Origin of the sequence: Profundibacter amoris (genome assembly GCF_003544895.1) — a bacterium.
GTDB lineage: Bacteria > Pseudomonadota > Alphaproteobacteria > Rhodobacterales > Rhodobacteraceae > Profundibacter > Profundibacter amoris.
In genome coordinates this window covers 1,989,368-2,006,535 of sequence record NZ_CP032125.1, presented here as the reverse complement: position 1 = coordinate 2,006,535, position 17,168 = coordinate 1,989,368, and the positions used below count along the sequence as shown (strand labels likewise).

The 17,168-nt window shown below is 57.2% G+C and carries 16 protein-coding genes; 13 read left to right on the top strand and 3 right to left on the bottom strand.

Features of this window, described 5'->3' with window-relative positions; genetic code table 11:
* The first annotated feature begins 29 nt into the window (after positions 1 to 29).
* Genes BAR1_RS10020 through BAR1_RS10010 form a run of 3 tightly spaced genes read left to right on the top strand, consistent with a single transcriptional unit; the run spans position 30 to position 2,069 of the window.
* Entirely contained in the window at positions 30 to 419 is a 390-nt protein-coding gene (locus tag BAR1_RS10020) for an MAPEG family protein (RefSeq protein WP_118942890.1), read from the top strand.
* 60 nt (positions 420 to 479) lie between these two features.
* Complete coding sequence (locus BAR1_RS10015) at positions 480 to 836, top strand: YciI family protein (RefSeq protein ID WP_118942889.1); 357 nt, start codon at positions 480 to 482, stop codon at positions 834 to 836.
* On the top strand, positions 837 to 2,069 hold the full coding sequence (locus tag BAR1_RS10010; protein ID WP_228408532.1) for an RNA polymerase sigma factor: 1,233 nt from the start codon (positions 837 to 839) through the stop codon (positions 2,067 to 2,069).
* 29 nt (positions 2,070 to 2,098) lie between these two features.
* Here the strand turns inward: BAR1_RS10010 and BAR1_RS10005 are convergent, their stop codons facing one another.
* On the bottom strand, positions 2,099 to 2,998 hold the full coding sequence (locus BAR1_RS10005; protein WP_118942888.1) for a type IV pili methyl-accepting chemotaxis transducer N-terminal domain-containing protein: 900 nt from the start codon (positions 2,996 to 2,998) through the stop codon (positions 2,099 to 2,101).
* Between the two features lie 180 nt (positions 2,999 to 3,178).
* Here BAR1_RS10005 and BAR1_RS10000 point away from each other — a divergent pair.
* Positions 3,179 to 3,936, top strand: a protein-coding gene (locus BAR1_RS10000) for an IS5 family transposase (protein WP_228408531.1) whose coding sequence is annotated in 2 segments (ribosomal slippage) — positions 3,179 to 3,515 and positions 3,515 to 3,936 — 759 coding nt in all. Because the reading frame shifts where the segments join, the coding sequence is not laid out codon by codon here.
* 198 nt (positions 3,937 to 4,134) lie between these two features.
* Here BAR1_RS10000 and BAR1_RS09995 read toward each other — a convergent pair.
* The gene (locus BAR1_RS09995; protein WP_118942887.1) at positions 4,135 to 5,040 is read right to left on the bottom strand and encodes a LysR family transcriptional regulator; all 906 of its coding nucleotides are present in this window, start codon (positions 5,038 to 5,040) and stop codon (positions 4,135 to 4,137) included.
* A 159-nt stretch (positions 5,041 to 5,199) separates the two neighbouring features.
* On the opposite strand from BAR1_RS09995, the gene BAR1_RS09990 reads away from it, so the two are divergent.
* The 9 genes from BAR1_RS09990 to BAR1_RS09950 all read left to right on the top strand — a co-directional run bounded on the left by BAR1_RS09990 (position 5,200) and on the right by BAR1_RS09950 (position 15,632).
* Complete coding sequence (locus BAR1_RS09990) at positions 5,200 to 8,604, top strand: indolepyruvate ferredoxin oxidoreductase family protein (protein WP_118942886.1); 3,405 nt, start codon at positions 5,200 to 5,202, stop codon at positions 8,602 to 8,604.
* Positions 8,605 to 8,665: 61 nt separating this feature from the next.
* Complete coding sequence (locus tag BAR1_RS09985; RefSeq protein WP_118942885.1) at positions 8,666 to 9,478, top strand: glutamate racemase; 813 nt, start codon at positions 8,666 to 8,668, stop codon at positions 9,476 to 9,478.
* 55 nt (positions 9,479 to 9,533) lie between these two features.
* The gene (argC, locus tag BAR1_RS09980) at positions 9,534 to 10,562 is read left to right on the top strand and encodes an N-acetyl-gamma-glutamyl-phosphate reductase (RefSeq protein WP_118942884.1); all 1,029 of its coding nucleotides are present in this window, start codon (positions 9,534 to 9,536) and stop codon (positions 10,560 to 10,562) included.
* A 9-nt stretch (positions 10,563 to 10,571) separates the two neighbouring features.
* Positions 10,572 to 11,030 (top strand): cytochrome c maturation protein CcmE, encoded by a 459-nt coding sequence (gene ccmE / locus BAR1_RS09975; protein ID WP_118942883.1) that lies wholly within the window; start codon positions 10,572 to 10,574, stop codon positions 11,028 to 11,030.
* A gap of 55 nt (positions 11,031 to 11,085) precedes the next feature.
* A complete protein-coding gene (locus BAR1_RS09970; RefSeq protein WP_118942882.1) occupies positions 11,086 to 11,697 on the top strand; it encodes a holin-associated N-acetylmuramidase in 612 nt (203 codons plus the stop codon).
* The gene (locus BAR1_RS09965; RefSeq protein ID WP_118942881.1) at positions 11,688 to 12,242 is read left to right on the top strand and encodes a holin family protein; all 555 of its coding nucleotides are present in this window, start codon (positions 11,688 to 11,690) and stop codon (positions 12,240 to 12,242) included. The genes BAR1_RS09970 and BAR1_RS09965 overlap by 10 nt, the downstream gene beginning before the upstream one ends.
* Before the next feature lie 104 nt (positions 12,243 to 12,346).
* Positions 12,347 to 14,326: a heme lyase CcmF/NrfE family subunit gene (locus BAR1_RS09960; RefSeq protein WP_118942880.1), complete on the top strand. Its 1,980-nt coding sequence runs from the start codon at positions 12,347 to 12,349 to the stop codon at positions 14,324 to 14,326.
* A gap of 4 nt (positions 14,327 to 14,330) precedes the next feature.
* Positions 14,331 to 14,783, top strand: coding sequence for a cytochrome c-type biogenesis protein (locus tag BAR1_RS09955; RefSeq protein WP_118942879.1), 453 nt, complete (start codon positions 14,331 to 14,333; stop codon positions 14,781 to 14,783).
* A gap of 72 nt (positions 14,784 to 14,855) precedes the next feature.
* Positions 14,856 to 15,632: an enoyl-CoA hydratase-related protein gene (locus BAR1_RS09950; RefSeq protein ID WP_118942878.1), complete on the top strand. Its 777-nt coding sequence runs from the start codon at positions 14,856 to 14,858 to the stop codon at positions 15,630 to 15,632.
* Positions 15,633 to 15,803: 171 nt separating this feature from the next.
* Here BAR1_RS09950 and gltA read toward each other — a convergent pair whose 3' ends face one another.
* Entirely contained in the window at positions 15,804 to 17,099 is a 1,296-nt protein-coding gene (gene gltA / locus BAR1_RS09945; protein ID WP_118942877.1) for a citrate synthase, read from the bottom strand.
* Positions 17,100 to 17,168 lie beyond the last annotated feature (69 nt).

Below are 17,168 nucleotides of genomic sequence, written 5' to 3'. Positions count from 1 at the left end.
CCGTAACCAACAAGGAAAGGGACAGAGAAATGACACTTCAGATTACCCCGATATACGCGGTGCCGCTGGCGGTTCTGATGCTGATACTTTGGGTGAATGTGACCAAAACCCGTGCCACAAAAGGCATATCAATCGGTGATGCCGGTGATATCGCATTGCACGAGAAAATCCGCAGGCATGGCAATTTTATCGAATGGGTGCCGATTGTGCTGCTGATGATGCTGATGGCGGAACTGCGCGGGGTCGGGGGTATGTGGCTGCATATTGCCGGTATTTTGCTGGTGGTATCGCGCGCGCTGCACCCGCTTGGCCTGAAGGCCGATGCACCCAAGCACCCGCTGCGCATTGTTGGCAATACGGGGTCGTTTTTCGCGCTGGTGATCTGCGTGGCGGGGATCGTTTATTCGTATCTTGGCTAAAAGATTGCAAATTGACTTCAACGGGGGGACACTCCCACCATTAATAGTAAAGGAAACGCTATGAAATATCTTGCTTTGATTTATGCAGACGACAATGCCGGTCCGAAACCGGGTACGCCGGAATTTGACAAGCTATTGGTCGATTACGGGACTGCCAGCCAGACTTATGCCAGCGACGGTGTGCTATTGGGTGGCGAGGCCCTGCAACCAGTGGAAACCGCCACCAGCATCCGCATCCGCAACGGCAAAACCGAACTGATGGACGGGCCCTTTGCCGAAACCAAGGAGCAACTGGGCGGGTTTTACCTGTTTGAATGCGACACACTGGATGATGCGATCAAATACGCCAAGATGATCCCGACCGCCGAATACGGCACGGTCGAGGTGCGCCCGATCCAGACGTATGACGTTGACTGAGTGACCAAAGCCGCCCCCGAAGCCGTGCATACGGCAATTGACTATACTCTGCGTCAGGACAGGGGGCGGCTGATTGCGGCACTGACGGCCGCAATTGGCGATTTTGAATTGGCCGAGGAATGTTTGCAGGACGCGATCGAGGCCGCTTTGGAAAAATGGCCCGATGTTGGTATTCCGAAATCGCGCCGTGGCTGGCTGTTGCAGGTGGCGCGGCGTAGGGCGCTGGACCGGTTCCGCCGGGCCAAAAATCTGAAAGAGAAATCCGCACAAATCGCCGTGCTGGAGCAGGCCGAGGCAGACGCGCCCGCCGATACCCATGACATTCCCGATCACCGCTTGCGTCTGATTTTCACCTGTTGCCACCCCGCGCTGGATGAAAAGAGCCGCGTCGCCCTGACCCTGCGCACCCTTGGCGGGTTGACCACCGAGGAAATCGCCCGCGCCTATCTGGACAAACCGGCGACGATGGGCCAGCGGCTGGCCCGCGCGCGCAGCAAGATCAGCAAGGCGGGGATACCGTTTAAAATACCTGATGGCGACGCACTGGAAGAGCGGATCAATTCCGTTTTGTCGGTGATCTATCTGGTTTTCAACGAAGGCTATGCCGCCAGTAGCGGGGATACTCGGATCCGTATTGATCTGTGCGAAGAGGCAATTTTTCTGGCGCGCCTGATGGTGCAGCTATGTCCCGATGCGCCCGAAGTTGCGGGGTTGTTGGCGCTGATCCTGTTGACGCATTCCCGTAGTAAAGCGCGGTATAGGGACGGGGCCTATGTGCCGCTGGATGAACAGGACCGCAATCTGTGGGATCAAAAGCGCATTGCGGAAGGCCAATCCATTCTGGAAGCGGCGATGAAGCGGGGGCAGGTGGGGCCATACCAGTTGCAGGCCGCCATTACCGCGTTGCATTGCGAGGCCGCAAACGCCGAGCAAACCGATTGGCCGCAGATCGCCGCCCTTTATCGCCTTATGGAACAGATCGCCCCCAGTGATATTGTGCGGCTTAATCTGGCAGTGGCGGTTTCTTATGCGGAAGGGGCGGAACCGGCATTGGAGATGCTCAAACCATTGGCCCAAAGGTTGGAGAACTACCAACCCTTTCACGCAGCACGGGCAGATATGCTGCGCCGTTTGGGGCGGCGTGGTGAGGCGAAACAATCCTATAAGCGGGCGCTCGCATTGACCAATGCGAACTCTGACAAGATTTTTTTACTGCGGCAAATGCAAAAGTAACCGCAGCCTTGTTTTGCAAGCCTCGCCATCTACTGCGCGGTTTCATACATCCCGACAGCCTGATTCATATAGTCCAGCACCAATTCCATTTGTTCAGCAATCACCTGCCTGTGGCCGCAACATGGTTGGGCAACGTTAAGTGTCCGATCAAAAATGGCCGAAGGCACCCGCCATTCTGCTTTTACCTGCTCCAGCATGGCCGAGGTTTCATCGTTCGGCGGGGCAATAACCAAACCGGTCATTCCTGTTGTCAGTGCATCAAGTGTGGTAGAAAACAGATGACTGGTACCGGCAAGTTTTCCACTGTTTTGTTCGGCATCAATGTCTGATGCGATTAAACAGAATTCTTTTGCGGCTTTTTGCGACAACATTCTTTGCCGGCCGGCCACATCGATTGTGATGGATTGGATCAATGGCAGATCTTCAAGCAGTGTGCCGTATTCGGTGGCAATTGTGTTAACCGCCCCGTTCATATCTTTTAACAAGGCAAGCCCTGCGGCATCCATTTTGGCAATTTGTGCTCCGTCTATCGTGGATGTGGATAGAACCTCTTGAACATAGGGGGCAAAACTGGCCCATTTTTGATCAACAAGCGCCAGTTTTTCCAATATTGCCGGTGATGTTTCGGCCCTTAATCCTGTGTCGTTGCTTCCTGAAACAAGCACTTTGTGGCTGGTTGAAAACAAGTCAAATGCGTCTTTTAACATTGCCATATGCGCATCTACATTGACGCCGCTATGGATAAAACAGGCAGCTTTGCTCATTCGTTGGGAAAGCATGCGCTGCCGTCCGGCAATATTGACGCGATGCTTTGCCTCTAAAACCGGGGACGTTTGGGCATAGGTTATAGTTGGAATTGTCTGAACAAGCGCAATGCTACAGGTCAGTACAATAGTCGCGGGGGGGAGGAAATGGAAACTCATATACATGGGCCTTTCAATTACTGGTTACAGCACGCCGTTTCGCGGTTTTAAAAACACGTTCACGAACACATTAGTTATTATGCCATAATCAAGCCGGTTTTCCTATTAGCCCTTTTAGGGGGTGTTGAGATTCAGGATTCCCAATTGGTTTGATTTCTGATTCAAGCTTCCAAAAGGGAGTTAGGAATGTCTTCAGATCGTTTTGTCATCACGGATCAGATGTGGGTGCTGATGGAGCCTCATTGTTTGGGTAAGAAATCTGATCCGGGCCGCACGGGCGGCGATGCCCGGTTATTTCTCGAAGCGGTTTTGTGGATTGCGCGCACGGACTGCCCATGGCGGGATCTTCCGCCCCATTTTGGCAAATGGAACACCGTCTTCAAACGGTTTCGGGATTGGGTCAAAGCCGATGTTTTCAAACGCATTTTCGACGCGTTATCGGGTGATCCGGACATGGAATACGTCATGGTTGACGGAACAATCGTCAAAGTCCACCGTCACGGACAGGGCGCAAAAGGGGGACTCAAAGCCAGGCTATCGGGAAATCCCGGGGCGGGTTGAGCACCAAAATTCTTGCCCTGGTTGACGGGCTCGGCAATCTCGTGCGGTTTAGTGTGATGCCAGGGCAACGCGGCGAAACGACAGGTGTTAAAGGGCTTATGGAAGAGATCAGTTGCGGAGCGTTCCTCGGCGACAAGGCTTATGACGCAGATTGGCTGCGCGAAATGTTAACCTCACGTGGCATCGAACCCGTCATTCCCGCCCGAAAAGGTCGCAAGAATCCTGCGTCCCATGATGAAGAGAAATATAAATGGCGGCATCTGGTCGAGAACTACTTTCAGAAGCTGAAGGAATTCAAGCGGATAGCTATGAGATCAGACAAGACTGACCAAAGCTTTTCTTCCATGATCTATATTGCGGCCGCAATCATAAATGCCCGGTGAATCTCAACACCCCCTAGACAGTAAAAGCGGTTAGCCAAAAAAAAGGCCGAGCTTAAAAAGCTCGGCCGAAGTCCAACAGGGAGGTATGAAGCCAACAAGAGTTGCCTCGATTGCTGTCTTCATATTGGGTATTTAGGTTCGGTCGCTGTTGCTTTCAAGAGAAATAGGAGAAAACCCGCTATGCGTTGCATGCATAGCTCAATCAGCGGCTTCGGCGCGCAGCCGTTTGCGCCGCGCAATGATCTCTTCGGTAACAAAATCGCGAAAGGCGGCGATGCGCTTGGAATGGCGTAATTCCTCGGGGTAGGCAAGGAAAACAGGGATGTCGTTTGACTCCATTTCGGGCAAAACCCGCACCAGATTTGGAAAGTCTTCGGTTACATAGTCGGGCAGCACCCCGATTCCAAGGTTGCTGAGCAACCCTTGCAGCACCCCGAAATAGTTGTTCACCGTCAGCAAGGAACGCACATTATACGTTAGCAGTTGCTGGGTGAATATTGCACTGGCGCTGACCTGTGTGGCGGTGGTGCTTTGGCAAATCAGCCGGTGGTCTTTCAGATCCTCGGGCGTATCAGGATTGCCGTACTCGTTCAGATAGTCCTGCGTTGCGTATAGGCGCATGTTTACGCTCATCAGCCGTTTGCGGATCAGGTCGGCCTGTGACGGCTCCTTCATGCGGATGGCGACATCGGCCTCGCGCATGGGCAGGTCCAGCACGCGTTCCTTCAGGATCAGGTCAATGCGCAGGTCGGGGTAGTTTTCGTATAATTGCGACAGGCGCGGGGCCAGCCACAACAGGCCGAACCCCATGGTGGTGGTGACGCGCAACTCGCCGAATACCTCGTCAGCACTATCGCGGATGCGGGCGGTTGCGGCCTCGAGCCGTTGATCCATCGATCTGGTCGCATCAAACAGCAATTCGCCCTGTTCAGTCAGAATCAGTCCGCGGGCATGGCGGTGGAACAGGGTGGCATTCAGGCTTTCTTCAAGCGCGCGAATTTGTCGGCTGACGGCCGATTGCGACAAATGCAGGACTTCGCCCGCATGGGTCAGGCTGCCCGCATCGGCCACCGCGTGAAATATTCTTAGCTTGTCCCAGTCCATAACGCCCCAACTATTACTGATAATGCCAGATTTTGAAACAGAATTATCCACTGAACCATCACGAAAGGAAAGTGCAAACCATCACTATTTTTTGCTTGGTAGGTCAAAGTTTATGACCTATTGTTGTGCTATACTGCGTCTAAGGGGAGAAGCCGCACGATGACCGCTCAAAACATCAGTCTGAATGATCGTTACGATCTGGATAAATCGCCTGTTCTGCTAAATGGCACGCAGGCGCTGGTGCGGCTGATGCTGATGCAACAGGCGCGGGACGCGGCGGCGGGGCTGAATACGGCGGGCTATTGCACCGGTTATCGCGGATCGCCACTGGGGGCGGTGGATATGCAGATGCAGCGGGCGCAAAAGGTGCTTGAGGCCTCTAACATCACTTTTCAGCCGGGCATGAACGAGGATCTGGCGGCCACCGCGATCTGGGGCACGCAACAGGCCGAGCTGCGCGGCGAGGGCAAATATGACGGCGTGTTTTCGCTGTGGTATGGCAAAGGCCCCGGCGTGGACCGCTCGGGCGATGTGATGCGTCATGCCAATATGGCCGGCACCAGCCCGCATGGCGGGGTGCTGATGGCGATGGGGGATGACCATACCGGCGAAAGCTCAACCACCTTGCACCAATCTGACTGGGCGATGGTGGATGCCTATATGCCGATTGTATCGCCAGCCGGCGTGCAGGAAATTCTGGATTACGGGCTGTATGGCTGGGCGCTGAGCCGCTTTGCCGGTGTCTGGACCGGCCTGAAGGTGATGAAGGATACCATTGAAGTCACCAGCGTGGTGGATGGCCGCCCTGACAGGGTGCAGTTTGTCACGCCGAAATTCGAGATGCCCGAAGGGGGGCTGAACATCCGCCTGATCGACACGCCGGTTTTGCAAGAGGCGCGGATGATCGACTACAAGAGGGTCGCGGCAGAAGCCTTTGCAAAGGCGAATAAAATTGACAAACGTGTCTGGGGAAAGCCGGGCGCGAAAATCGGCTTTGTGGCGGCGGGCAAGAACTGGCTGGATCTGGTCCATGCGATGGAATTGCTGGGAATGGACGGGGCCGAGGCCGCGCGGTTGGGCATCACCACTTACAAGATCGGCCAGACATGGCCGCTGGATATGGACAGTTTGCGCGACTGGGCCGAGGGGCTGGACCTGATCGTGGTGGTCGAGGAAAAACGCAAACTGCTGGAAGTGCAGATCAAGGAAGCGATCTTTGACGACCGGCGCGGACGACGGGTTTATGGCTGGCGGGATGATCGGGGCAATGAGTTGTTCCCGACCCGCATGGCGCTGGACCCGATCATGATTGCCGAACGGATTGGTGGCATTCTGATTAATGAGGGGCGCGGCACCGACCGGATCAAGGCCGGCCTGCAACTGCTGGACGAGGCCCGCACAGCGGACAATGCCGAGGAAATCGCGGCCCGTTTGCCCTATTTCTGCTCGGGCTGTCCGCATAATTCCTCGACCAAAGTGCCCGAAGGCAGCCGCGCCTATGCGGGGATCGGCTGTCACTATATGGTGCAATGGATGGACCGCTCCACCACCGGCTTTACCCAGATGGGCGGCGAGGGGGCAAACTGGGTCGGGGAATCGCTGTTTTCTGAAACCGGTCATGTGTTCCAGAACCTAGGTGATGGCACCTACAACCATTCCGGCATTATGGCGATCCGCGCGGCTGTGGCGGCGGGCACGACGATGACCTACAAGATCCTGTATAACGACGCGGTGGCGATGACTGGTGGTCAGGCGAACGAGGGCGATCTGGACGCACCCCGCATTGCCCGCGAGGTTCAGGCGATGGGGGTGAAACACATTGCCGTTGTCTATGACGAAAAAGAGGATATCGACCGTGGTGCGTTTCCGGCCGGGCTGGAATGGTACGAGCGTGCCGAGCTGATGGAAGTTCAACGTAAATACAGCAAAATCAAGGGCGTGTCTGTCATTCTTTATATTCAGACCTGCGCTGCCGAGAAGCGCCGCCGCCGCAAGCGCGGGCTGTTTCCCGATCCGGACAAACGGGTGTTTATCAATCCCGATGTCTGTGAAGGCTGCGGTGATTGCGGCGTGCAATCCAACTGTGTGTCGATCGTGCCGGTGGAAACCGAACTGGGGCGCAAGCGGGCGATTGACCAGTCCTCCTGCAACAAGGATTTCAGTTGTATCAACGGCTTTTGCCCCTCTTTTGTGACGCTGCAGGGCGCCACCCCGAAAAAGGCGGCAACCGCGCAGATCGACCTGCCGGACCTGCCAAAACCGGCCGTGCCCGCGATTGACGGCACCCACAACGTGGTGATCACCGGCGTTGGCGGCACCGGCGTTGTCACCATCGGTGCGATCCTTGCGCAGGCGGCGCATATCGACAGCAAGGGGGCCGGCATGATGGAAATGGCCGGTCTGGCGCAAAAGGGCGGGGCGGTGCATATCCATTTGCGGCTGGCCAACGCGCCCGAGGACATCAGCGCCATTCGGGTGGCTTTGGGCGAGGCCGACGCGGTTCTGGGCGGCGATCTGGTCACCACGGCGGGGGCGAAAACCATTGGTTTGATGAAGACAGGGCGCACGGGGGCGGTGGTGAACAGCCATCAGATTATCACTGGTGATTTCACCCGTGACACCGAATTCAAACTGCCGTTCGACCGGCTTGAACTGCAGCTAGAGGCGCGTCTGGCGGGGAATCTGGCCCAATTCGATGCTTCGGAACTGGCGCGGGCCCTGCTGGGCGACAGTATTTTTTCCAACATGATGATCGTCGGGGCGGCGTGGCAGCGCGGGCTGTTGCCGCTGTCTTATGACGCGATCATGGCGGCGATTGAATTGAACAAGGCGGCGGTCGAGGGCAACAAACGCGCCTTTGAAATTGGCCGCTGGGCGGTGGAATTCCCCGAAGACGCGGCCAAGGCCATATCGCCGGTGGTGGTGGACAAGCCCAAGTCGCTGGAGGAGATTATCAGGTATCGCGCGGATTATCTGGTGGAGTACCAGAACGCGGCGCTGAAAGCGCGCTATCTGGCGCTGGTCGATCAGGCACAGGATACGCGGCTGAAAGAGGCCGTGGCCAAGGGTTATCACAAATTGTTGGCCTATAAGGACGAATACGAGGTTGCCCGCCTGATGCTGGATGTGCGCGACAAGGCCAAGGCCGAGTTTGATGGCGATTTCACCATGCGCTTCCATCTGGCGCCACCGATCCTGTCGGGCAAGGACGCCAACGGACGGCCCAAGAAACGCGAATTCGGCGGCTGGATCATGCCGGTTTACCGCCTGCTGGCCCGCCTGAAGGGGCTGCGCGGCACGGCGTTTGATCTGTTCGGGCGCACCAAGGAACGCAAGATGGAGCGGGCGTTGATTGCGCAATACGAGGTGGATATGGGGGAAATCCTGCCCAGTGTTACGCCGCAAACCCTTGATATTGCAATGGAACTGGCCGAACTGCCGCTGTCCATTCGTGGTTTCGGGCCGGTCAAGCAGACCAATGAAACCGCTGCCGCCAAACGGCGCGAGGAACTGTTGGCAGGCTTTCGCGCCGGTGGGGCGGATATTGTGGATGCAGCCGAATAAGCCATAGATTTCCACCCCGAACCCGCGTATTTACAATCCGAACGCGAAACTGGAGCAGGTTATGGCAGTTGGAGTTTTTGATTCAGGTCTGGGCGGGCTGACGGTGCTGGACGCCGTTGCAAAACGTCTGCCTGATGTGCCCTTTGTCTATTTTGGCGACAACGCCCATGCCCCATACGGCGTGCGTGATGCCGAGGATGTTTATGCCCTGACCAAAGCCGCCGTGGCCCGCCTGTGGGACGCTGGTTGCGATCTGGTTATTCTGGCTTGTAACACCGCATCCGCCGCCGCCCTGCGCCGGATGCAGGAAGAAGGCTTGCCCGATGGCAAGCGGGTGCTGGGCGTGTTCGTGCCCCTGATCGAGGCGCTGACCGAACGCGACTGGGGCGACAATTCCCCGCCGCGCGAGGTGGCCGTGAAACATGTTGCGCTGTTTGCCACCCCCGCCACCGTTGCCAGCCGCGCCTTTCAGCGGGAACTGGCGTTTCGGGCGATTGGTGTCGATGTCGAGGCGCAGGCCTGCGGCGGTGTGGTAGACGCGATCGAGGAAGGCGACGAGATATTGGCCGAAGCGCTGGTGCGCAGCCATGTGGACGCATTGAAGCGTAAAATGCCCAATCCGCAGGCGGCAATTTTGGGCTGCACCCATTATCCGCTGATGGAAAGCACCTTTCAGGCGGCTTTGGGGCCGGATGTGAAGGTGTTCTCGCAGGCCGATCTGGTGGCCGAGAGTCTGGCCGATTACCTGACCCGCCACCCTGATATGAAGGGGGAGGGTGCGGAATCGCTGTTTTTGACCACGGGTGATCCGGGTTCGGTTTCCGACAAGGCCACGCAGTTCCTGCGACGAAAGATCACCTTTCAGTCTGCGTGATTGCAGGCGGCCCCAACCCTGCCTATATTCCTGATGAACATGAAAGAGGTCACCCATGACCCATAAAATCGCGATCCTTGGTGCCAGCGGCTATACCGGCGCTGAACTGGTGCGCCTGATTGCCGGCCACCCCAATATGGAAATTGTTGCCCTGTCGGGGGAACGCAAGGCCGGCATGGCCTACCGCGATGTATTTCCGCACCTGCGCCATCTGGACCTGCCGGATCTGGTAAAGATCGACGAAATCGACTTTGCCAATGTCGACCTGGCGTTTTGCGCCTTGCCGCATGCCACGTCTCAGGCGGTGATCCGTGAATTGCCTGCCGATCTGCGGATTGTCGATCTGTCTGCCGATTTCCGGCTGCGCGATCTGGACGAATATGAAAAATGGTATGGCAAACCCCACGGCGCGCCGCATCTGCAACCCGAAGCTGTTTACGGGCTGACCGAATTTTACCGCGAGAAAATTCGCGCGGCGCGGCTGGTAGCGGGCACCGGCTGTAACGCGGCCACCGGCCAATATGCGCTGCGGCCGCTGATGACGGGCGGGCTGATTGATCTGGACGACATCGTCATTGATCTGAAGGCCGCCGTATCGGGGGCGGGCAGGGCGCTGAAGGAAAACCTGCTGCACGCCGAATTGTCCGAAGGCTATCACCCCTATGCCATCGGCGGCACCCACCGGCATCTGGCCGAGTTCGATCAGGAGTTTTCGCGTGTCGCAGGGAGGCCCGTGCGGGTGCAATTCACCCCGCATCTGATCCCCGCCAATCGCGGGATTTTGGTCACGGTTTACGTCAAAGGGGATGCCGAAAAGGTGCACGCCGCATTGGCTGACGCTTACAAGGACGAGCCGTTCATCCTGACCTTGCCATTTGGCGAGGCTCCGTCGACCCGCCATATACGCGGATCGAACTACTGTCATATCGGGGTGGTCGCGGACCGCATCGAGGGGCGCACAATTATCGTCGCAGCACTGGACAATCTGACCAAGGGGTCATCCGGTCAGGCGCTGCAGAACGCAAATCTAATGTTGGGAGAGGTGGAAACAGCCGGTCTGATGGCCGCGCCGGTTTTCCCTTAAAGGAGTGTCATGAAGGGACTAAAGAAAAAACGCCGGGTACAGGTTATCATCGTGGCTTTCGTCGCTTTGGCGATATCCACAGGGCTGATCGGGTATGCGATGCGCGACGGGATCAATTTCTTCAAAAGTCCGAGCCAGATCGTCGAGGATACGCCACCGCCAACACAGGTGTTACGTGTTGGTGGGCTGGTCGAGGAAGGCTCGCTGAAACGTGGTCAGGGCGAGGTGATCACCTTCAATATCACCGATGGCGGGGCGACAATCAAAGCCAGCTATGCGGGGGTGTTGCCTGATCTGTTCAAGGAGGGGCAGGGCACCGTTGCCACCGGCAGCTATGTGAACGGGGTGTTCCAGGCCACTGAAATCCTTGCCAAACACGATGAAAACTATATGCCCAAGGAAGTGGTGGATGCCCTGAAAGAGCAGGGGTATTATGTTGACCCCGAGGATCAGGCGAACGGTAGCTAAGGGCTAAGTTAACCAATTTTACACACCCTTGCAGCGAAACAACTGCGGGGGTGTCATGCAAACGGTTCACCAGATTGCCAGCGAGATTGTCGCCCGCGAGGGCGGCTTTGTGAATGATCCGGCTGATCCGGGCGGGGCAACGAAATACGGTGTGACCATCCACACCATGCGCCGTCTGGGGCTGGACCTGACCGGCGACGGGCGGGTTTCAGTGGCGGATGTGCAGGCGCTGACCCGCGCGCAGGCGGTGGATATTTTCATCACCCATTATTTCAAACAACCCCGCATAGGCGATCTGCCCGAGGTGCTTCAGGCCAGCGTGTTCGACATGTATGTGAACGCCGGTGCCAATGCGGTGAAAATCCTGCAACGTCTGCTGGTCAAAATGGGCCATGCAGTGGGGGTGGACGGGGCAATCGGCCCGCAAACCATTGCCGCCACGTATGCCGCTTATGCCGATGCGCCCGAATATCTTGCCGATGCCTACGGGATCGAGCGGCGCAACTATTACTATGCCTTGGCAGATGCACGACCGGCATCGCGCAAATATGCGCGGCGTAGGGACGGGGGCAAAGGGGGGTGGATATTGCGGGCCGAGGAATTCATTTCACCGCGCTATCATCTGACAGAGGAAGAACACCGCAGGAGGGTTGCCGCATGGGGCTGATTGAAAAGCTGTTTACGCTGGTTTTCGGGGGCGGACGCAATGTGGTGCGTGAAACCGCCGAGGTATTTCGCGAGAACGCCGAAGCCGGGGCCGCGCGCAATAATGCCCTGCAAACGCAGGTCATAACCCAGCACGGAGCCGAATTTGATCGTGCGCAAAAGGGCGGGTTTGACAGGTTCATGGATGGCGTTAACCGTTTGCCGCGCCCTTTGATGGCCTTCGGTATTCTGGGCCTGTTTATCGCCGCCATGGTCGATCCGGTCTGGTTTGCCAGCCGGATGCAGGGGCTGGCGCTGGTGCCGGACCCGCTGTGGTGGCTGCTTGGGGCGATTGTGTCGTTCTATTTCGGGGCACGGCATCAATTCAAGGGGCAGGAATTCCAGCAATCCATCACCGAAACCATGCTGCGGGTGCCGCAAGTGGTTGAAAACATCCGCACCCTGAATGCGCTAAGTCCGAAGGTAGCCGCGCAAAATTTTAATCAATTGCTTGAAACGAACGGAAAAAATGCGGCAATCGAGGATTGGAAGCGCGCGAAATCCTGATCAATCCGGCTTTGCGACAAAGTTAACCTGATTGTGACAATGCGCCCACCTAGCGATGCGGTTTTATCGTTGGCCAAACGGTCGGAACCGCGTATTAAGGGCGCATGATTATTGAACTTGGCCACTTTGCCCTGATCCTCGCCTTCGCCGTTGCAGTCTTGCAGGCGATCATTCCCCTTATTGGCGCGCAAAAGCGTTGGCCGGGCTGGATGGCCTTTGCCGTGCCGGCCGCCAATGCGCAATTCCTGCTGACGGCTTTTGCCTTTGGCGCGCTGACCTATGCCTTTGTGACCTCGGATTTCTCGGTCCGGCTGGTGACGCTGAATTCGCATACAGACAAGCCGATGCTATACAAAGTCGCGGGTGTCTGGGGCAATCACGAAGGCTCTGTGCTGCTCTGGGTGCTGATTTTGACCCTGTTTGGTGCCTGTGCAGCATGGTTTGGCGGCAATCTGCCCCCCGGTCTGCGGGCGCGGGTTCTGGCGGTGCAGTCCTCGATTGCGGCGGCCTTTTTCGGCTTTATCCTGTTCACATCGAACCCGTTTTTGCGCCTGCAAACCCCGCCCTTTAACGGGCAGGATCTGAACCCGCTATTACAGGATCCGGGCCTCGCGTTTCACCCGCCGTTCCTCTATTTGGGCTATGTGGGCCTGTCGATGGCCTTCAGCTTTGCTGTGGCCGCGTTGATCGAGGGGCGGGTAGATGCCGCATGGGCGCGCTGGGTGCGCCCGTGGACATTGGCGGCGTGGGTTTTCCTGACCATCGGTATCGCGCTGGGGTCCTGGTGGGCCTATTACGAATTGGGTTGGGGTGGTTTCTGGTTCTGGGATCCGGTCGAAAACGCATCCTTCATGCCTTGGCTGATCGCGACAGCACTGCTGCATTCTGCCATCGTTGTGGAAAAACGCGAATCGCTCAAAAGCTGGACAATCCTGCTGTCGATCCTTGCCTTCGGCTTTTCGCTGATCGGCACGTTCATCGTCCGCTCGGGTGTGCTGACTTCGGTGCACGCCTTTGCGTCTGATCCGACGCGCGGGGTTTATGTGCTGTTTATTCTTGCGTTCTTTACCGGTGGAGCGCTGATCCTTTATGCCATCCGCGCACAGGCGATGGAGGCCAAGGGTGTCTTTTCGATGGCGAGCCGCGAAACCGCGCTGGTGATCAACAATATCCTGCTGGCTGTAGCGGCGTTTGTGGTGTTTATCGGCACGATCTGGCCCTTGGTGGCGGAGCTGGCGTTCGGGCGTAAACTGTCTGTTGGCGCGCCGTTCTTTGACATGGCCTTTACTCCTTTCATGGTGGTGCTGGCGGTGGTGCTTCCTGTGGGTGCAATTTTGTCATGGAAACGGGCACGACTTAAGCGGGCTATGAAAACCATGTCGGGCGTGTTTGCGCTTGCGTTGGCCGCAGGGCTGCTGACTTGGGCAATGCAAAGCGGCCGTTCAGCGCTTGGTCCTGTCGGGATCGGGTTGGGGGTCTGGCTGGTGTTCGGGAGCACTCTGGATCTGTGGAAACGCACAGGGCGCAACGGGTTTTCTGCGCGTGTCAAACGTATGTTCCGTCTGCCGCGTGCTGATTGGGGCAAGGCGCTGGCACATGGTGGGCTTGGCATCACCATCCTTGGCATCGCGTGTCTGACGGCATGGTCCGAAGAAGACATCCGCGTCGGCCATCTGAACGAACCCTTCACAGTAGGGGATTACGAAATCAATCTGGTCGAGGTCCATCGCGAGCAGGGGCCGAACTATATCACCACTATGGCTGAAATGACCGTCAAACGCGACGGGAAGCTGGTGACCACCCTGTTCCCCGAAAAACGTGTCTATCCGGTGCAGGCCATGCCCACCACCGAAGCGGCGATCTATAACGGGTTCTTGCGCGATATCTATCTGGTGATCGGGGATGAGCAGGATGGCGGCGGCTGGGCCGTGCGCACCTATATCAAACCCTTTGCCAGCTGGATCTGGTTCGGCTGTGCGCTGATGGCGCTTGGCGGGATCTTCAGCCTGACGGACCGGCGCTACCGCGTCGCCGCAGGTGCGCGCAAGGCACGCCAAACCGCAGCCATGGCACCGGCGGAGTAATGATATGAGATACCTGATCCTGATCCTTGCCTTTCTGGCCAGCCCTGCCTTGGCAGTGCAACCTGATGAAATACTGGATGACCCCGTGCTCGAGGCCCGCGCCCGCGAACTGGGACAGGAATTGCGCTGTGTGGTGTGTCAGGGTGAAAACATCGACGAATCCAACGCCGGTATTGCACGGGATTTGCGGATTCTGGTGCGCGAACGCCTGAAAGAAGGCGAAAGCAATCAGGAAATTCTGGATTTCGTGGTCTCGCGCTATGGCGAATATGTCTTGATGCGCCCGACATGGGGCGGGGCGAATATTATCCTCTATGTTGCTGGTCCCGTTTTGTTGCTGCTGGCTATGATCACCGGGTTCTTCTATCTGCGCGGCCGCGCCACTGCGCAGACCGCCGCCGGTGCCGCCCTCTCCAAAGAGGAAGAAAACCGGCTGGCCGAGATTCTGAAGGAATAACGCACCGTTCCCCCTTTCATTTGCGCGGCAAAACGCTATCCCTATGGGCAACGCCATAGGGAGACGCGAAAGATGAATTATACCACCATCAAACTGGCCATCCGCGATGATGTTGCCATCCTGACCCTGAATCGCCCCGATGTGATGAATGCGCTGAATACCCAGATGCGCGCAGAAATCGCCCATGCGGTGAAAGAGGCCGGCACGACGGCCCGTGTTCTGGTAATCACGGGTGCGGGGCGGGCATTCTGCTCGGGGCAGGATCTGGGCGACCGCGCCAATGCTGCCGATATTGATCTGGAGCGCACCCTGCGTGATGAATACCTGCCGATGCTAAAGGCGATCTTTGACTGCCCGATCCCGACCATTGCGGCGGTGAACGGTGCGGCGGCAGGGGCAGGGGCCAATCTTGCGCTGGCCGCTGACGTGGTGATTGCTTCGGAATCCGCAATGTTCCTTCAGGCCTTTACCCGCATTGGCCTGATCCCCGATGCTGGCGGCACCTATTGGCTGCCCCGCCAGATCGGTGCGGCGCGGGCCATGGGCGCGGCCCTGTTTGCCGAGCCGATCAAGGCCCGTCAGGCCGCCGATTGGGGTATGATCTGGGAGGCCATACCGGAAGAGGGATTCGCCGAACACTGGTGGTCGCGCGCGATCAAGCTGGCGCAGGGACCAACCGTCGCCTATCGCCATGTGAAAGAGGCCATTCGCGGGTCTTACGACAATTCGCTGGACGAGCAACTGGCGCTCGAGGCGCGTTTGCAGGGCGAGTGTGGCAAGACACGGGATTTCAAGGAAGGGGTGTTGGCCTTTCTGGAAAAACGTCCGGCAAGCTACGAAGGGCGCTAGGGCATTTCTAGTTTATGATGAATCTCTTTTCGCTGCCTCAAGCCTTTGGCTTGAACGCAAAAAGCGATACTCCTGCTTCAAAGTAAACTGGAAACGCTATAGGGCCGATCGGCATCGGACATAAAAAAGCCACCTGATACAGGTGGCCTTTTGTTGTGATATTTCCTTAGTTTAGCGGTTTTCAACATCCACATAATCACGCATGGTCGCCCCGTGATACAACTGGCGCGGACGGCCGATTTTCAGGTTCGGATCGTCCAGCATTTCCTTCCACTGGGCAATCCAGCCAACCGTGCGGCTCAGGGCAAAGATCGGTGTGAACATCGAAGTGGGGAAGCCCATCGCCTCGAGAATGATGCCCGAATAGAAGTCTACATTCGGGAACAGCTTCTTCTCTTTGAAATACGGGTCTTCCAGCGCCTGCTTCTCAAGTTCCTTGGCGACCTGAAGTTTCGGGTTGTTCTCGATTCCCATCAGTTCCAGCACCTCGTCGGCACTTTCTTTCAGCACCTTGGCGCGGGGGTCAAAGTTTTTGTAAACGCGGTGGCCAAAGCCCATCAGGCGGAACGGATCGTTCTTGTCCTTGGCGCGGGCGATGAATTCGGGGATGCGGTCAACCGTGCCGATTTCTTCCAGCATTTCCAGACAGGCCTGATTGGCACCGCCATGGGCAGGGCCCCACAAACAGGCGATACCGGCGGCGATACAGGCAAACGGGTTGGCACCCGAAGACCCCGCCAGACGCACAGTCGAGGTCGAGGCATTTTGTTCGTGATCGGCGTGCAATGTGAAGATACGATCCATCGCGCGGGCCAGAATGGGGTCAACCTCGTATTCTTCGGCCGGAACCGAGAAACACATCCGCAAGAAATTCGAGGCATGGTCCAGATCGTTGCGAGGATAGACAAACGGCTGCCCTTGCGAATATTTGAACGCCATTGCCGCGATTGTCGGCATTTTTGCGACCATCCGGATCGAGGCAACCTCGCGTTGGTGCGGGTCGGTTATATCAGTCGAATCGTGGTAAAACGCCGACATCGCGCCGACAACACCCACCATGATTGCCATCGGCGGCGCATCGCGGCGAAAACCGCGAAAAAAGTGCATCATTTGCTCGTGCAACATGGTGTGATGGGTGACGCGGTCCTCAAAATCCTCCAGCTCGGCGGCGGATGGCAGCTCGCCATAAAGCAGCAGATAGCAAACCTCGAGATAATGGGATTTTTCGGTTAACTGGTCGATCGGATAGCCCCGATGCAACAGAATGCCCTTTTCTCCGTCAATAAAGGTGATCGAGGAATCACAGGCAGCCGTCGAGGTAAAGCCCGGATCATAGGTAAAAACGCCACCTTGCCCGTACAGCTTGCGGATGTCGATCACATCCGGTCCCAGCGTTGGGGACAGCATCGGCAGCTCAAGCGTTTTTCCGTCAAAGGTCAGGGTGGCTGTCTTATTTGATCCGGTCATATCTATTCCTATTCGTTGTCCTGCCTGCGCGGATCGCAGCGGAATTGCGGTAAATCTGCGGCTTGGGGC

Excerpts from the sequence above, each read along its gene's own strand:
- BAR1_RS09970 (WP_118942882.1), top strand. The coding sequence starts at position 11,086 with ATGCAAACGGTTCACCAGATTGCCAGCGAGATTGTCGCCCGCGAGGGC.
- argC (WP_118942884.1), top strand. The coding sequence starts at position 9,534 with ATGACCCATAAAATCGCGATCCTTGGTGCCAGCGGCTATACCGGCGCT.
- BAR1_RS09990 (WP_118942886.1), top strand. The coding sequence starts at position 5,200 with ATGACCGCTCAAAACATCAGTCTGAATGATCGTTACGATCTGGATAAA.
- BAR1_RS10015 (WP_118942889.1), top strand. The coding sequence starts at position 480 with ATGAAATATCTTGCTTTGATTTATGCAGACGACAATGCCGGTCCGAAA.
- BAR1_RS10005 (WP_118942888.1), bottom strand. The coding sequence starts at position 2,998 with ATGTATATGAGTTTCCATTTCCTCCCCCCCGCGACTATTGTACTGACC.
- BAR1_RS09950 (WP_118942878.1), top strand. The coding sequence starts at position 14,856 with ATGAATTATACCACCATCAAACTGGCCATCCGCGATGATGTTGCCATC.
- BAR1_RS09955 (WP_118942879.1), top strand. The coding sequence starts at position 14,331 with ATGAGATACCTGATCCTGATCCTTGCCTTTCTGGCCAGCCCTGCCTTG.
- ccmE (WP_118942883.1), top strand. The coding sequence starts at position 10,572 with ATGAAGGGACTAAAGAAAAAACGCCGGGTACAGGTTATCATCGTGGCT.
- BAR1_RS10020 (WP_118942890.1), top strand. The coding sequence starts at position 30 with ATGACACTTCAGATTACCCCGATATACGCGGTGCCGCTGGCGGTTCTG.
- gltA (WP_118942877.1), bottom strand. The coding sequence starts at position 17,099 with ATGACCGGATCAAATAAGACAGCCACCCTGACCTTTGACGGAAAAACG.
- BAR1_RS09960 (WP_118942880.1), top strand. The coding sequence starts at position 12,347 with ATGATTATTGAACTTGGCCACTTTGCCCTGATCCTCGCCTTCGCCGTT.
- BAR1_RS09965 (WP_118942881.1), top strand. The coding sequence starts at position 11,688 with ATGGGGCTGATTGAAAAGCTGTTTACGCTGGTTTTCGGGGGCGGACGC.
- BAR1_RS09985 (WP_118942885.1), top strand. The coding sequence starts at position 8,666 with ATGGCAGTTGGAGTTTTTGATTCAGGTCTGGGCGGGCTGACGGTGCTG.
- BAR1_RS09995 (WP_118942887.1), bottom strand. The coding sequence starts at position 5,040 with ATGGACTGGGACAAGCTAAGAATATTTCACGCGGTGGCCGATGCGGGC.